We start from the raw sequence: 15541 nt of genomic DNA on the forward strand, positions 1-15541 counted from the left end.
CTGGATAATCTCAGAGCTATTTCTTAGCTTTCCTCTCCCTTATCTTCTTCTCCTCGCCCGGAGGCACGTATATCCAGACGAACACTAAGTCAGTATCGCCGCCGTTCTCTAACGCATGCTTGACCTGAGGTGGGGCGTATATTAGGTCCCTGGCCTCAGCTATCTCGTAACTACCGTCCTCCCTTACGACTTTAGCCTTTCCGCTTAAGACAATCATGTACTCCTCGCAATTCTCATGCGCGTGCATAGCCCCCTTCTCGCCAGGCGGGTACGTGGCCACACCTATGGCCGCGTTGATTGAGCCCTCGACAGGATCTATCAATATCTTGCTTACCTTCTTGGATGGTGGTGGTGCAGGGAACTCCTCAGCTTGATCAAACTTAACTACCCTCACGGTCTTGCCCACTTTATACACCTCATAAACCTACCGGGGTTCAACAATATAAAGTTATGCCTCCCTCAACACCGGTGTTGAGGGATTGTGTAAATACAATATTGAAACTTATTAGGTCCACTGCCCCAGATGTAGTGGGGTGTTGTGCGTGAGTGTTCTAGTTACCGGAGGGTGCGGCTTCCTCGGCCTGCACGTCTTAAAGAGGTTAAGTGATGAAGGTTACGACGTCATCGCTTATGACGTGGCTACAGTACAGCCAGACGTGCTCAGGCGGTTCTACAAGGCCGACCTCAATAAGATTAGGTTTGTTAGGGGTGACTTGCTTGACGTCCCCAGAGTGTTGGAGACCGTTAGGAAGCTTGACGTTAAACACATGGTTCACCTGGCCACCATGCTGACGAAGGATTCTGAAGACAACCCGCCTAAGGCCTTTAAAGTTAATGTTGAGGGGACGCTTAACCTGCTCGAGATCTCGAGGGTGATGGATGTTGAGAAACTCGTCTACGCGAGCTCTGAGGCCGTGTACGGCGTTACTGGCGAGGCGCCCGTGCATGAGGACCACCCTAAGAGACCTAACTCCGTGTACGGTATCACTAAACTGACGTCGGAGTTCATGGGCCTCAAGTACAGTGAACTTTACGGGCTGGACTTCATCGCTTTGAGGTTCCCGATGATCTACGGTCCGGGGATTTATGGGGGAGGCACTCGACTGATTAACTACATTATTGAATCTGCCGTGAAGGGGGAGGCGGCTACCATCCCGTTTACTGAAAGTATGAGGGTGGAGCCGTTGCATGTGGCCGATGCCGCCAATTCCGTGTATCTGGCGCTTAAGGCCAGGAGGCCGGCTGGTAAGGTGTACAACATAGGTATTGGCACGATATGCACCCTCAGAGAAGTCTTGGAGACCATCAAGTCCCTCTACCCCAACACCAGCGTTTCCTTCGGGGACATGCCCGGCCACCTGATCTACCCAGTTCAAGGACCCCTGGTGATTGAAAGAGCCCGGACTGAACTCAATTTCACGCCTAGGTATGACCTGATTAGCGGTGTGAAGAACTACGTGGAGGTCACATCTAGAGGCAGTGTTGAGTGATACGCTAGAGCTATTCAGTTATACATTACCAGTTAAAAGGTCTGTAGGTTCTTTACTTCACGTCAGGAACATAGCTAGTGCGTTTCGTTATCGTGTCTAAAACCGCTTTGACATCGCTACATCGGATCTGACCTAAGGCTGTCGGGGTCTCTATGCAGCAGAACAGTATTTTCGAACCTAGCAACGTGAACGCTATCCTCTCTTGCGGGTTAGTGCTCATGGGCATCACGGCGACGTTGTCCCCCAGCTCCAGCAGGGATGTGAGGAAGGTCTTATATCCCGGGAACGGGACTGTGACCACCTTAACTATTAAAGCCTTATCCAGGTACTTCCTCGCCCTCCCACGCAATCCTTCGGCGTCTATCGGGTGTGAGGAATCGATTATGTGATGTGAGACTATCTTGCCTTCGTAGTTGACTTCATTGCCGTGTTTCTCTATGAAGAGCATTTCAACGTCGTAAAGCATTCCGAGGTCGTCAAGCCTATTCAGCAACTTGAGCTTGACCTCATCGGCGTGCTTCTTAGCCCCGCCCTCGGCAACGTCTCTCAGCGTGATCAAAACCTTGTCACTCCTCAATCCCTCATAATCTAATGCTAGAGGATCATCCATGTAGTCAACCCTAAGCTCGACGAGATCAACTATATCAACTACCTCACGCATCCTCTCGACGTCCTTAGCACTCCTCACGGGTAACGCCGCTATGAGAAGAGGCTTCACAACCTTTCTGGAGATGGTCTGCACACCCCCTCAAGGAGAGATTCGTGAATTGAGGGTAATAAGTTTTTTAGTCTGCAAGCAAGTTAACTCCTGGTGTGTTTGAAAGTGAAGGCTTGTCTGTTTAAAGAAGCTTATAAGGTGGCTTCCGAGGAGGTGCCTACTCCCAAGCTCGCTGATGATAGTGTGCTGGTTAACGTTAAGGTAGCCGGTATATGCGGGAGTGACTTAGAGGTCTATCGCGGGAGGAGGAACGTCAGAACCCCGATAATAATGGGTCATGAGGCCGCAGGCGTTGTTGCAGAGGTCGGCAGGAATGTGAAGGGCTTCAGCGTCGGGGATAGGGTTGTGATCGAGCCTAACGTGTACTGCGGTAATTGCTATTACTGCAGGAAGGGTAGGATGGATATATGTGAGAACAAGATCGTGTATGGCATAACTAGGGACGGCGTCTTCGCCGAGTATGTTGACGTGCCAAGCAAGTTCGCTTGGAAGATCCCTGATGGAGTGCCGTACGAGGTCGCCGTCCTGGCGGACCCGTTAGGGGTTGTCCTGCGTGCGCTCAGACATACGAGCCTGTTGCCCTCAGACAACGTGCTTGTCGTGGGCGGCGGGCCTATTGGAGCGCTCACAGCCCTCACCCTCCAGTACATGAGTGTGAACGTCGTCGTGACTGAGGTGGTTCAGCCCCGGATAGAGCTGCTGAAGGATATAGGGGTCAGGAAGGTTGTAGATGTTTCCAAGAGCGACGCTGACGATGCTGTGAAGCATTACTTTGAGGGCTCTAAGGCTGACTACGTTATAGATGCTGTAGCAACCAACGAGAGCTTCGCCCAGGCCTTCAGGTGGTTGAGGCCTGGGGGTAAGATCGTCGTTCTAGGGCTTCTGAGCCATAGGGCGGAGGTCGAGGTCTACCCGCTCGTGAGGGGTACGTTGAATGTTGAGGGGAGCGTTATATACTTGGGTGACTACATTGACGCTCTAAGGCTTATGAGGAGGGAGGACTTCTCCCGGGAATTGCTTAAGCTCATCACCCATAAGTTCAAGCTTGACGAGTGCGGTAAGGCGTTTGAAGTTGCTGCCAGCGGTAAGTCTTTAAAGGTGCTTTTCGAGGTTTAATACTAGATGGTGACTGAGAGTGGACCAGGTCCTGGTGAATTCGGGGGAACTTCGCGAGTTCTGCAAGGCTGTGTTATTGCGTGTCGGGGTAAGCGAGAGCGATGCTGAGGTCGTCGCGGACGCACTGGTTATGGCTAACCTGCGTGGCGTGGATTCACATGGTGTGGTCAGGCTCCACAGCTATGTTGAGAGGATTTTAAGAGGCCTCATAGACCCGAAAGCCAAACCTCAAGTAGTGCGTGACTTCGGCGCCACATGCCTTATAGACGGCAACAACGGATTAGGTTACGTCGCAGCAATGCATGCGGTCAACGCGGCTGTTGAGAAGGCCAGGAAGTATGGCGTAGGCGTGGTCGGTGTTAGGAACTCCAGTCACTTCGGGATGGCTGCCTACTATGGTATCAAGATAGCTGAGAGCGGGATGGTGGGGATAGTCTTAGCGAATGCGGCTCCTGCCATGGCGCCGTGGGGAGGTAAGACTGCGAGGTTGGGAACCAACCCCGTCTGCATCACTTTCCCGTTTAAGGACGGAGCGCACGTGACCCTGGACATGGCCCTCAGCGTGGTGGCTAGAGGAAAGATAAGATTAGCCGCCCTCAAGAAGGAGAGGATACCTGAGGGCTGGGCTCTCGACGAGGAGGGCAGACCGACGACGGACCCTGAAGCCGCGATAAGGGGGACCTTAGCGCCGATAGGGGGTCCTAAAGGGTATGGCCTGGCGGTGGCTGTGGATATATTGAGCGGGATTCTTACCGGGTCAGCCTACAGCATCTACGTAAAAGCCCTAGACGACTACAGCGGACCCTCCAGGACGGGCTTCTTCATAGAAGCAATAAACGTGGAGGCCTTCAGACCCTACGACGAGTACCTGAAGGACATGCAGGACTTCGAGAAAATAATCAAAGAAACGCCGAAGGCTAGTGGGGTTTCTGAAATATATCTGCCCGGCGAGATAGAGATAAACCTAATGAGGAAACGCCTTAAGGAAGGCGTACCGTTAGATCATGAAACACTCAACCTGCTCAAGAAAACCGCCATGAGATTGGGTGTAGAGCTGCCCAATTTCTTAGCATAGCCCAGCCCTCTTTTCACTCAACCTCACTGCTTAGCATTTACGTCTGAAGTCCTCGCCAACACGGTTTCCGGTCGTCGCGGGCGTGCAACGGACGCGGACCTGAAGCCTTGGGCGGAAGCCCGCCGTCCTCTACAAGGATCGTGAGGGTGCGGGAGGCCACGGTGTCTTCAGTTTAGCGCTTGAAACACTTAAAAACCTCAAATATAACATATTTTGGTGTACTTCAAAATGAGCAGCAAGGTATCCACATCCTTAATGGTAGTCTTCCTAGTACTGGTCGTCGTGGTAGGTGTTGCGGGGTACTTCATAGGCAGCATGTCAGTGCCTGCAGCCCCTACCGTCACCCGTACAGTAACGGCCGGTGCTGCTACCGTAACCGCCACAGCCACCAGGACCTTGACGGCGACCGTAACCGTCCAGCCCACGACAACCCCCCAGCCTGTCATAGAGATACATACAGCGACGCACATGCCTCCTAACCCGTGTAGCCTTAACGAGTGGGGTGAGTGCAACGACCATAACCTGATACACAAGATATTCAAGTATCTGGTGGAGGAGTGGACGGGCGGCAGAGTTAAAGTGATCATTCACACAGCGGCCGAGCTGGGTGCGGAGAGGGATAACGTAGAGCACGTGAGGACTGGAACGGTCTTCATGACCACCACCTCAGTGTCGGTGCTCTCGTCCTTCACTAAGAAGCTGCTATTCTTCGATACTCCAGGACTCTTCCAGAACTTGGAGGAGTATTGGGCGTTCGCTCAGTCCGATGTGTGCGCTAAGAGGCTGAAGGAGGCCGGGGATGAGATAGGTAACGTGATAATCCTGGGTCCCTCATATTATGGGCAGAGATGGTTTGCTACGGTGAAGAAGCCCATCTACACCATTGACGACATAAAGGGCATTAAAGTTAGGGTGATACAGAGTCCTATAGTGGTTGACGCCGCGACTGCTTTAGGCTTCGTTGCAGTGCCGATGGCCTACACGGAGATAGCCACGGCTCTGCAGACAGGGACTATAGAGGGGCACGATCAAGACCTCACAGGGTACGTGGCTTCAAGGTGGTATGAAATAGAGAACTACCTCGCCGTCTTCCCATGGATGATAGGGACTCACGTAATACTGGTTAATAAGCAACAGTTCGAGGCCCTCCCCGCGGACATACAGAATGACGTGATCATGGCTCTGAAAATAGCTATGCAGATCAAGAACACCTGGGACGTGCTGTACGAGCAGATAGCCCTGGACTTCCTAAAGAGAACTATGAAGGCTGTCACGTACCCAGACCCAGCGCCCTTCCTGCAGAAATACAAGGAGTTCATCGCCTCTAAGAAAGCCGACATAGGAGAGGACGTCATTAGCTGGCTGGAGAACTACAGAGCTAGCAAGAAGTAACGCGACCATCTGGAGAGGAGAGAGGTAATCAATAATGCCCAAGACCGTTGGTAAGATCCTCTCTTTTCTTGATAAAATAATATTCCTGTTCGAGTTCCCGGCCACGTTGCTGGGACTCGTGTTAATAGTTTTCCTGGTCTACGTCGGTGTCGCCAGGTACTTCTTCCAAATGGCCACACCGTACGAGGATGAGTTCTCCTTGCTGATACATCTGTGGATGGTGAACTTAGGCATGTCGCTCGTTGTAGGGCAGGGAGATCACGTTGCAACGAAGATACTCTACGACAGAATAGTGACGCGCGGGAAGGTCGGTAGGGCCTACAGCGTGTTTGTGGAGTTGGTAAAAATAGCCTTCATAGTCTTGATGCTCTGGTTCCTCTACCAAACGTTCCCCCTCCTCACTCGCGGTGTCACCGAGTACATGAGGTGGCCTTTCGCAGCGTACTACTCCGCGCTAGTCGTTGGCTTCACCTTCATGCTGATTAGATACGTTTTAGTGACTGTGGGCATGGTTTCGGGTGATAGGCAATGATAGGTGTTGAGACCCCCGCACTGGCCACTGCATCTTTCTTCATAATATTCCTTGCTCTGGCCTTCGCTGGAGTGCCGCTGGCGATGGCTTTAGGGTTGGGTAGTCTAGTGGTGGCGGTGATAGTTGGTAGCGTCTACCCATACCTCATCGTTAAGGCCTTCTACCAGCCTTTCAGCTCCTTCGCTCTGATAGCGATATTCCTCTTCGTGTTCATGGGCGCTGTGTTTCAGATAACAGGGCTTGCGTCCCTGCTAGTTCAGCTTCTTTATCCGCTCATAGGTAAGAAGAGATACGGGATCCCGTTCATAGGTATTATTGGGTCCGCTATCTTCGGATTACTTACAGGCTCGGCCGTGGCTACTGCCGCGACGTTCTCAGTCCTCCTGGGTAGTGAGATGGAGAAGAGGAAGTATCCGAAGGAGCATGTAATCGCAGTCTTAGCTGCTGCAGGACCTCTGGGTGCGCTAATACCACCATCTATACCGGCATTGGTTTTGTCCGTATCAACTAACACCTCAGTACTAACTAACTTCGCTGTTGTTGGATCCATGGGCATTATTGCTACGGCAATACTCCTAATTTGGGAGGCTATAGTATCGACTAAACGCAAGTACGGGGAGCCCGACACGACTAAGTACCCGCTTAAGCAAATCGTCAGGAACATACTTAAAGCAGCTCCACTGGCGTCGGTCCCTCTCGGCGTTCTGGGAAGCATTTACACAGGCCTCCTCTCGGTCAGCGAGGCCGGTGCTATAGGGGGACTCACATCACTGATCCTGGCTCTAGCTTACAGGAGGTTAAACCTTAGGGCCTTACGCGATATAGTGGTGAGTTCAGCTACCACCACGGCTTCAGTGTTCTTTCTAATATCGACCTCATATATGTTAAGCTACGTCTGGAGCATGTCTAAGGTGTATGTGGTGCTTGACGAGGTCTTCGTTTCGATGAGCTACATATCCCCGTTGCTAACCCTCTTGGCTGTTGTGGTTCTATTGTTAATATTGGGAATGTTCCTAGACCTAATAATCTTTAACATAACGTTAGCCCCAGTGATCGCTGCGGTGCTCCGGCCCATGGGTATAAACCCATACCACATCAACGCGATCTTCGCGCTCGGCAACTTAATAGGGACTGTCACACCGCCCATCGGTACAGTGCTCTTCACAACCGTTAGGGCTGTTGGCGGGAGTGTTGACGCTAAGGTGATGAGGGAGGCGTGGGTGATGTTGGTTCCTTACCTAATAATATACTTCCTGCTAATACTGATACCTGATCTAGCATTGTGGTTGCCTAAGCTACTCGGACTGCCGTTATAGAGCTTACCTTGAAATTCTTTTTTTTTAATTAAAGCCTTTATGGTTCCTCAATGATTAGTAGAAGTAATGAACTTGACTGGCGGCTTGTTGCTGAGTGGGTAGTGAGTTACGTTGAAAAATTAAAAACGATGCGTTGAAATAATAGTTGAGGGATGTGTGTTGGGTGAGGTTGAGTCAAAACTTATGGAGGCTTCCGAAGCTGTGAGGAGGTTTATCTCCGACGGCTCACACATAGCTATGGCGGGCTTCGCCATCACCAGAAATGCTATGGCCTTAGCTCATGAGATAATAAGGCAGGGAAAACGTGGTTTGACTGTGTCAGAGTCCATAGGCGACATGGCGCTGGACCTCATGGTAGGTGCAGGCGTTGTTAATGAGGTGAATTACGGGGGCGGGTCTCTCGACAGGCTCGGTAGGATAGACTGCGTTAACAGAGCCATAGTGGATAGGAGGATACGTATAAACGAGTACAGCAACTTCGCGATGGTTTCCAGGTTCTTGGGAGGCGCTCTGGGGTTGAGCTTCATGCCGACTAAATCACTGATAGCTTCAGACCTCTATAGTGAGCTCCTCAGGAAGGGTGAGGTCGCGGAACTCAACTGTCCCTTCACTGGTGAGAAGTACGTGATTCTGAAGTCGCTGAGACCTGATGTCGCCGTTATTCACGCCCAAACCGCAGACACGGACGGCAACATATACATCTACGGACCTAAATTCGACATTAAGGAGGTGGTGTTCTCGAGCAAGAAAGTGGTAGTATCCGTTGAGGAGGTGGTTCCCAGAGAGCGTGTTGACAGGGACCTCATATACGTCCCTAACTACCGCGTTGACGCTATAGTGGCTCAGCCGTTCGGCGCTTACCCGACGAATCTCTATGGATACTACTACCATGATGAGAGACACATAAGCTCCTACGCGAAAATGCAGTGTGATGATGATTCATTTCGCAAGTACCTCGAGGAGTATGTGTTAAGCGTTGGGAACTTTAACGAGTTCCTCAAGAAAGCGGTGAGCTCCAGCGAGCTTTCAAGGTTAATATACTTGGCGAAGACACTACTTTAGGGTGGTTATGCATGAAGTACGTTCCTGAAGAGTTAATGGTTGTGACTGGTGCCAGGGAGATTAAAGACCATTACAACGTGTTGGTGGGTCTTGGACTACCAATGGCCTGCGCCATACTGGCGAAGAAGACGCACGCGCCGAGAGCCACTATATTCTTCGAGAACGGGGTTGTGAACCCGGACTCAACGGATTACGGCGTCGGTCTAGCGGACTTGAAGGCTTGGTCCATGTCAGCCTACTTCACCAATGCTGTGGAGGTCTTAGGGTACATGCTTCAAGGAGGTAAGATTGACGTGGGCTTCGTGGGGGTGCTTGAGATAGACATGCACGGCAACGTCAATTCATCGATAGTTGAGTCTGAGGGTAGGAAAAGACACTTCACAGGGAGTGGTGGTGGTAACGACATAGTCTCATCGGCCGGGAAGGTCATAATTATTATGAGGCACCAGAAGAGGAAGCTTAAGGAGAGGGTGTACTTCATAACTTCACCCGGTTATGTCGGGGGTAGGGATAGGGCGGAGTTAGGGATAAGAGGCGGCGACATAATGGTCATTACGGACATGGCCGTGCTCAAGTTCGACAGGGTGAGGAGGAAAATGTCGTTAGTCAGCGTGCATCCCGGAATAACTGTTGAGGAGGTAATCAGCAACACGGGCTTCACCTTAGACGTCCCTGAGAAGGTCGTGACCACCCCGGAGCCAAGCGACTACGAACTCAAAGTCTTAAGAGAGAGAATACCACGCTCACTATATGCTAAGGAATAGGTATCCCGATCAGCTTAGGTCCTCACCTCCCTAAATGATGATGTCATTTCATGGATCTCAGAGACGCGCCTCCGTGAGGTCCGTAACTACAGACCCTCATCTTTCGAGGGTGACGTAGCTGGGGGTATTGAGCTCTCTTTTAACACCTCCTTCTCCCACCCCAGAGGGCTTGTTCTTCAGAATGGGGGTTTGGTGATGTTAAAGCTTATATTTCTGACTGATTATCTATCTATGGTGACAACTGCAGTGTCTCAAAGTCCAGGGGACTTTATGCAGGTTATCTTAACTCGAAGGAGTGTCCGTAAGTATAGGGATGTTGACGTGCCGGACGACGTCTTAATGAAGATATTGGAGGCAGGTAGGTGGGCGCCGAGCGGTGAGGACGCTCAGCCGTGGAGATTCATAGTCGTTAAGGATAAGGCTAAGAGGGAGCTCCTCGGCAGGTGGGGTGCTGCGGGGAGTGGCAGGAGGTTCAAGTCCGAGTACATGACTCGAGCGTTGTTCCAGAGGATTCAAATATCCGATGAAGAGAAGAGGAAGAGGGTTTACAGGAAGCTCATCACCGGCGAGGTCTCGGCTTTCATGAAGGACGCGCCGGTGTTAATAGTTGTTGTTGGGAGGAGGAACGTGTGGGACGCGCCCTACGACGTGTCAGCCGCCATTGAGAACATGTTGTTGGCCGCGCATGCGTTGGGCCTGGGTGCGTGCTGGCTCGTGGCGCCTGTGATAGATGTTAGGGATGAGCTTAAGGTTAAGGAGCTCCTTAAGATACCTGAGGAGTACACTCTGGATGCGATCATTGCGTTGGGGTATCCGGACGAGCAACCGAAGCCGCGTCCTAGACTGCCTCTTGAGGAGATCACGTTCTATGAGGAGTTCGGCAGGAAGTTCCCCTTCGGTGGGAAAGTGGGGGGTGGTAGCTGATGAGTAGCGAGGAGCTCATTAAGTACTTCAACGTGCTGGTTAAAGGACTGAAGAAGGCTCTCTACGAACAACGCGGTGAGGGCTCCAGGTTCAGAACATACTTAATTGGCAGGGACTTCTTCGCCGAGAAGATAAAGGGTAAAGTCAGAGAGGATGAGGACTGGGGTGAGATACTCGGTAAGGTTGGCGAGACCGTTAAAGAGTTGGGGATAGCTAAGGATATGAGTCATAGCCTAGAATTCGTCAGAGAGTTTGACGACCTGGTCGTTGGCAGGGTGATTCACGTAAGCGTTAAGGGATGCATACATAAGGAGATAGATAAGGAACTCTCAGAGAGGAAGGTGCCGCCTCATACATTCTGTCCCATAGCGAACATGGTCATGTACATAGCAGACGAACTCAAGAATAAAGGGGAGGCTGCCTCAGAGTTAGTAATGGCTGACATGACTGACGAAGGATGTGCGCTAACGATCTGTGTGTTTGAATCTCCGAAAGGTGGAAGCAACAGGTAACCCATAGAAGCATGGCGGCGAGTCCTTATTAATGATGTGTATGAGCGAACCTCCATTAAAGTTTTTAAGCCTAAGGAAACATCTCATTTGGTGGTAAAAGCGTGGTAGAACTATTGGTTGGTAAGGAGACTAGGAAATTCCTTAAAAAGTTAGGTCTTCCGGACCACGACCTTTACGAGCTCCCGACATCTAACCTGAGGTTCCCTGACGGGGCTCATTTCAGGATTGAGATCCCCACAGTCAATACTGCGGTGGCTATGAGGGCTGTTCTGGAGACTACTGAGAACTATGGGGTTGTCGTGAACAGGATTACCGAGACTTACGGCATCATGCGTCATACAGACAGGGAGCTTGAGGAGATGGTTCAGCTTGCTAAGGACTTTAAGGTGGAGTTGGTGATGTCCGTCGGTCCTAGGGCTGCCTACGACACTAGTGCTCAGAGAGCTACAGGAACCCCTGAGGGTGCCAGGTTAGGGTACAGGTTAAGGGGCGTTGAGAACCTGGTGTACGCTATCGAGGACATTAAGAGGGCTTTAAGGTTTGGCGTCAGGGGATTCTTGATATATGATGAGGGCATGTTATGGGTGGTCAATGAGATGAGGAAAGCCGGCGAGTTGCCGAGCGATATAAAGTTCAAGCTCTCAGCGCACTGCGGCCACGGAAACCCCGCCTCCTTCAAACTATTCGAGTCCTTAGGTGCGGACAGCATAAACCCGGCTAGGGATCTACAGCTACCGATGATCGCCGCACTCAGGGCTGCTGTTAAGGTACCTCTAGACATACATGTGGACAACCCGAGATCCACGGGCGGCTTCATAAGGAACTATGAGGCACCCGAGATAGTGAGGTTGGCGGCTCCAGTACACATAAAGACAGGCAACTCGGCCGTGGAGACTCACGGCGTGCCCACGACTAAAGATCAGGGCGTGCAGATGGCGCTACAGGCAATAATGATAAGGGAGCACATAGCTAGGTACTTCCCAGAAGCCATTCAGAGCAGGAGAGGAGCGGAGGACCTAGCAATCCCCAGGTAAGTTTTTTATCACACACATCGTTAAGATCGGTGAGCTCCAAAAATCGTGTTGTCAATCCTACAGCGTCTTTACCTTCTTAACTTCCGGGTTTACTGGATACAGTGGTTCTTCCCCCTCAAAACCCTTAGAGCTTCTTCGACGGCTACAATTTGCTGTGCTTTCCTGCCCTCGTACGTGTTGGCAGCTATGTGAGGTGTCAACACTACGTTGTCTAATCTCAGCAGAGGGTCGTCCGGTGGTAGGGGTTCTTTATAGAAAACGTCTAACGCCGCTCCGGCGATTATCCTTTCTTCAAGAGCTTTAACTAATGCGTTATGATTTATTATGGGACCTCTAGCTATATTTATTATGAACGCTGTCCTCTTCATAAGTCTTAGTTCCCTCTCACCAATCATGTTGCGTGTCTGATCTGTTAACGGCACTGCAATCACGATGAAGTCTGATTCCTTAAGGAGGCGTTCTAAGGGCGTTAATTCCGCTCCATATCTTTCCTCAAGGTCGTACTTTCTGACTATATCGTAGTATATTACCTTCATACCGAATCCTATAGCTCTCCTAGCGACCCGCGACCCAATTCTACCCAATCCTACTATACCTATAGTTCTTCCGTAGAGGTTCGGAGCTGTGAAAGCTGACGTGAGCTCCGGACTATTGGAGATCCACCGACCCGATTTAATGAAACCATCGGCTCTACACACCTTCCTAACTAGGCAGAGTAACAGTGCTAAGGCATGATCAGCCACGCTTTCGGTCACCTCCTCTGCAGGCGCTATCGTCACCCATACACCACGAGCCGTGGCTGCCCTCACGTCAACGTTGTCGTATCCGATCCCGCTGCGCGCTATTACCTTGAGTTTAGGAGCTGACATTATAACGTTTTCTGTTAAGGGAACTACAGACTTGACAGCTATGATGGCATCAACGTCAGCGACACGCCCCACCAACTCGCCCTCAGATGCGGGCGGTTCCCTCAAAACTACAACCTCCTCAGCCTCCCTGGAGTTGCGGAGCACCTTCATGGCATCCTCGTGCAGAGGTGCCGTAACCAGGATCTTGGCCACTTTGCCTACCGAAGAGGGAATTCGACGGCGGGATTATTTAACATTTAGGATCTGTTCTACAGACATGTTGGTGTACTAAGGCTTTTAGCTATTTAGGTCTTGGTGTTGAGGATTCAGAACGGGTTGCGCACTCAATAAGAATTTATAACAAGTGTCTGGGTTTGGATTTGGTGGTGTGCGGTGGAGGCTAACTTAGTTGATCAGTTGGCTAAATTTATCTATGAGGTGAGGTATGAGGATCTGCCGAGCGAGGTGGTCGAGAAAGCCAAAACATGTTTTCTTGACTATGTGGGTGTTGCTTTAGCAGGCTCTCGGACTGAGTTCGGCGAGACCATAACTAAGTTTGTAAAGCAGTTAGGAGGCGTAGGCGAATCTACCGTGATAGGGGATGGTAGTGCAGTTCCGTCGGTCAACGCAGCATACGTTAACGGTGCTTTGGTCCATATACATGAACTTGACGACGGTCATAGGGTTGCTATGGGTCATCCCGGTGCTTCAGTCATATCAGCGGCTCTTGCCGTGGGTGAGAAAGTCAATGCCTCTGGGAAGGAGTTGATAGAGGCTATAGTTGTCGGGTACGATATCTTTATAAGGATGGGCGTTGCTGTAAATCCGTCGCACTTCAGGAGAGGCTTCCACACAACGTCTACATGTGGAGTGCTGAGCGCTGCAGCGGCTGCCGGGAAATTGTTGGGCCTAAATACGGACGGGCTTGGTAACGCATTAGGAATCGCTGCAACGCAGGCATCCGGACTTATGGAGGTGACGCGTGGCGAGTCCGTTATAAAACCGTTGCAACCTGCTAGAGCAGCACAGAGTGGCGTTCTCAGCGCTCTCCTAGCTCAAAGCGGCTTAACGGCTCCAAAGACCATGCTTGACGGTGAGAGCGGCTTTCTCAATATCTGTTAGGTATAGCGGGGTACATGAAGGGCCGCATACCTGCAACCCAGCGAGCAGCTTTCATAGTGGGCGGGTTCATACTGCTTTACTCGAGCTCAATCGTGGTTGATGCGGCTTTGATGACTACAATTCTTCTATTAGTGATCTACCATCGTGTTAGGGCGGCACCTCGCGATGTCCGGGCTGGGCGTGTGGAGGAGCAGTCCTCTTAACTTGCTAGAGTTCCTTGAGGGTTCATGAGCGTTATTCTTAAGAGGTCCTTATAAGTCTAGAGCATACATAAGTTTATGGTGTTACGACATGAGTCAGGAGAGGAAGGTTGATTGGTACTCAGTCTCGAACGAGCTGCACCTAAAGTATGGGGGTAAGATTGAGGTCGTTCCTAAGGTTCCTGTGACCAGGTTGGAGGATTTCTCCGTGTGGTACACGCCTGGTGTTGCAGGTCCTTGCAGGAAGATCTTCGAACAGGGTAAGGACGCCTCCTTCGACTACACTCTGAGGTGGAATTACGCGGCAGTAGTCAGCGATGGCACCAGGGTGTTAGGCCTCGGTAATATAGGTCCTGAGGCCGGCCTGCCGGTGATGGAGGGTAAGTCACTCCTCTTCAAGTACCTTGGCGGCGTGGATGCGATTCCCCTAGTCATCAACGAGCACGACGCAGACAAGTTCGTCTACATAGTTAAGGCCCTGGAATCAAGTTTCGGCGCGATTAACCTGGAGGACATAGAATCCCCCAAATGCTTCTACATACTTGAGAGGTTGCAGGAGATTGCTGAGATACCTGTCTGGCACGACGACCAGCAAGGCACTGCCCTAGTCAACGTGGCCGGCCTGGTTAACGCGCTCAAGATAGTGGGTAAGAAGTTAAGTGAGGTTAAGATAGCTCTGATTGGCGCGGGCGCTGCCAACATAGCCCTATACAAGTACCTTAAGGTCGCCGGCGCCAACCCTAAGAACATCGTGGCTGTCGACAGTAAGGGCATTCTCCATAGGGACAGGTCCGATGTGGAGGCTATGAAGAAGGAGAACCCGTGGAAGTATGCAATAGCTGTCGAGAGCAACGGCGAGGGTGTTACGGGCGGCATTAAGGAGGCCATGAAGGGGGCTGACGTAGTCATAGCGGCGGCTAAGTCAGGTCCGGGTGTGATTAAGAAGGAGTGGGTTGCGGAGATGAATAAGGACGCGATAGTCTTTGCTGAGGCGAACCCAGTTCCGGAGATATGGCCTTGGGAGGCTAAGGAAGGGGGTGCTAGGATAGTCGCTACAGGCAGGTCCGACTTCCCTAATCAGATAAACAACAGCCTCGGCTTCCCGGCGGTGTTCAGGGGGGTCCTTACGGTTAGGGCCAGGAAGATGGTTGACGAGATGTTCATGGCTGCTGCATATGCGTTGGCAAGATATGCTGAGGAGAGGGGCATTCATGAGGAGTACATAATGCCTAGGATGGATGAGGATGAGGCCTATGTGAGGGAGGCCGTGGCCGTGGCCCAGAAGGCGATTGAGTTGGGACTCGCCAGAAGGGTGATGAGCTCCTCAGAGCTTGAGGATGAGGTACGGGAGCTCATACAGCGTCCCAAGAAATTCGTCAAGCTGGCCCTGGACAGCAACTACATCAAGGTGCACCGCCCCTACGGAAGCTGGTGAT

Annotated in this window: 16 protein-coding genes; 13 read left to right on the top strand and 3 right to left on the bottom strand. The window is 51.4% G+C overall.

Annotated features, from left to right (window positions below):
* Positions 1-16 precede the first annotated feature (16 nt).
* A complete protein-coding gene (locus QW772_00705; protein ID MEM0037445.1) occupies positions 17-415 on the bottom strand; it encodes a cupin domain-containing protein in 399 nt (132 codons plus the stop codon).
* 127 nt (positions 416-542) lie between these two features.
* On the opposite strand from QW772_00705, the gene QW772_00710 reads away from it, so the two are divergent.
* Complete coding sequence (locus QW772_00710) at positions 543-1490, top strand: NAD(P)-dependent oxidoreductase (protein ID MEM0037446.1); 948 nt, start codon at positions 543-545, stop codon at positions 1488-1490.
* A 52-nt stretch (positions 1491-1542) separates the two neighbouring features.
* On the opposite strand, the gene QW772_00715 is transcribed toward QW772_00710, so the two are convergent.
* On the bottom strand, positions 1543-2232 hold the full coding sequence (locus QW772_00715; protein ID MEM0037447.1) for a type I 3-dehydroquinate dehydratase: 690 nt from the start codon (positions 2230-2232) through the stop codon (positions 1543-1545).
* A gap of 114 nt (positions 2233-2346) precedes the next feature.
* Between QW772_00715 and QW772_00720 the strand changes: the two genes are divergently transcribed.
* The 10 genes from QW772_00720 to QW772_00765 all read left to right on the top strand — a co-directional run bounded on the left by QW772_00720 (position 2347) and on the right by QW772_00765 (position 11935).
* Entirely contained in the window at positions 2347-3324 is a 978-nt protein-coding gene (locus tag QW772_00720) for an alcohol dehydrogenase catalytic domain-containing protein (protein MEM0037448.1), read from the top strand.
* Positions 3325-3343: 19 nt separating this feature from the next.
* Positions 3344-4399 (top strand): Ldh family oxidoreductase, encoded by a 1056-nt coding sequence (locus tag QW772_00725; GenBank protein MEM0037449.1) that lies wholly within the window; start codon positions 3344-3346, stop codon positions 4397-4399.
* Positions 4400-4627: 228 nt separating this feature from the next.
* A complete protein-coding gene (locus tag QW772_00730; GenBank protein ID MEM0037450.1) occupies positions 4628-5791 on the top strand; it encodes a TRAP transporter substrate-binding protein in 1164 nt (387 codons plus the stop codon).
* Between the two features lie 34 nt (positions 5792-5825).
* Positions 5826-6323 carry a TRAP transporter small permease subunit gene (locus tag QW772_00735; GenBank protein ID MEM0037451.1) on the top strand — a complete coding sequence of 166 codons (498 nt, stop codon included), beginning with the start codon at positions 5826-5828 and terminating at the stop codon, positions 6321-6323.
* On the top strand, positions 6320-7639 hold the full coding sequence (locus QW772_00740; GenBank protein ID MEM0037452.1) for a TRAP transporter large permease subunit: 1320 nt from the start codon (positions 6320-6322) through the stop codon (positions 7637-7639). Before QW772_00735 ends, QW772_00740 begins: the two co-directional genes overlap by 4 nt.
* 159 nt (positions 7640-7798) lie before the next feature.
* Positions 7799-8701 (top strand): CoA-transferase, encoded by a 903-nt coding sequence (locus QW772_00745; GenBank protein MEM0037453.1) that lies wholly within the window; start codon positions 7799-7801, stop codon positions 8699-8701.
* Between the two features lie 11 nt (positions 8702-8712).
* Positions 8713-9465, top strand: coding sequence for a CoA-transferase (locus tag QW772_00750; protein MEM0037454.1), 753 nt, complete (start codon positions 8713-8715; stop codon positions 9463-9465).
* A gap of 270 nt (positions 9466-9735) precedes the next feature.
* The gene (locus tag QW772_00755) at positions 9736-10389 is read left to right on the top strand and encodes a nitroreductase family protein (protein MEM0037455.1); all 654 of its coding nucleotides are present in this window, start codon (positions 9736-9738) and stop codon (positions 10387-10389) included.
* Positions 10389-10901 carry a hypothetical protein gene (locus QW772_00760; protein MEM0037456.1) on the top strand — a complete coding sequence of 171 codons (513 nt, stop codon included), beginning with the start codon at positions 10389-10391 and terminating at the stop codon, positions 10899-10901. Before QW772_00755 ends, QW772_00760 begins: the two co-directional genes overlap by 1 nt.
* Positions 10902-11002: 101 nt before the next feature.
* Positions 11003-11935, top strand: a complete 933-nt coding sequence (locus QW772_00765) for a U32 family peptidase (protein MEM0037457.1) — start codon at positions 11003-11005, stop codon at positions 11933-11935.
* 89 nt (positions 11936-12024) lie between these two features.
* Here QW772_00765 and QW772_00770 read toward each other — a convergent pair whose 3' ends face one another.
* Complete coding sequence (locus tag QW772_00770) at positions 12025-12996, bottom strand: hydroxyacid dehydrogenase (protein MEM0037458.1); 972 nt, start codon at positions 12994-12996, stop codon at positions 12025-12027.
* Positions 12997-13176: 180 nt separating this feature from the next.
* Between QW772_00770 and QW772_00775 the strand changes: the two genes are divergently transcribed.
* Together QW772_00775 and QW772_00780 are read left to right on the top strand one after the other, a co-directional pair.
* Entirely contained in the window at positions 13177-13905 is a 729-nt protein-coding gene (locus QW772_00775) for an MmgE/PrpD family protein (GenBank protein ID MEM0037459.1), read from the top strand.
* A 291-nt stretch (positions 13906-14196) separates the two neighbouring features.
* Positions 14197-15540 carry an NADP-dependent malic enzyme gene (locus tag QW772_00780; protein MEM0037460.1) on the top strand — a complete coding sequence of 448 codons (1344 nt, stop codon included), beginning with the start codon at positions 14197-14199 and terminating at the stop codon, positions 15538-15540.
* The last annotated feature ends 1 nt before the right edge of the window (position 15541 follow it).

This window comes from Zestosphaera sp., from assembly GCA_038727705.1.
In the GTDB taxonomy this organism is placed as follows: domain Archaea; phylum Thermoproteota; class Thermoprotei_A; order Sulfolobales; family NBVN01; genus Zestomicrobium.

Bases quoted from the DNA above. Each gene is read 5' to 3' on its own strand.
- QW772_00780 (MEM0037460.1), top strand. From the start codon at position 14,197: ATGAGTCAGGAGAGGAAGGTTGATTGGTACTCAGTCTCGAACGAGCTG.
- QW772_00740 (MEM0037452.1), top strand. From the start codon at position 6,320: ATGATAGGTGTTGAGACCCCCGCACTGGCCACTGCATCTTTCTTCATA.
- QW772_00760 (MEM0037456.1), top strand. From the start codon at position 10,389: ATGAGTAGCGAGGAGCTCATTAAGTACTTCAACGTGCTGGTTAAAGGA.
- QW772_00735 (MEM0037451.1), top strand. From the start codon at position 5,826: ATGCCCAAGACCGTTGGTAAGATCCTCTCTTTTCTTGATAAAATAATA.
- QW772_00750 (MEM0037454.1), top strand. From the start codon at position 8,713: ATGAAGTACGTTCCTGAAGAGTTAATGGTTGTGACTGGTGCCAGGGAG.
- QW772_00730 (MEM0037450.1), top strand. From the start codon at position 4,628: ATGAGCAGCAAGGTATCCACATCCTTAATGGTAGTCTTCCTAGTACTG.
- QW772_00755 (MEM0037455.1), top strand. From the start codon at position 9,736: ATGCAGGTTATCTTAACTCGAAGGAGTGTCCGTAAGTATAGGGATGTT.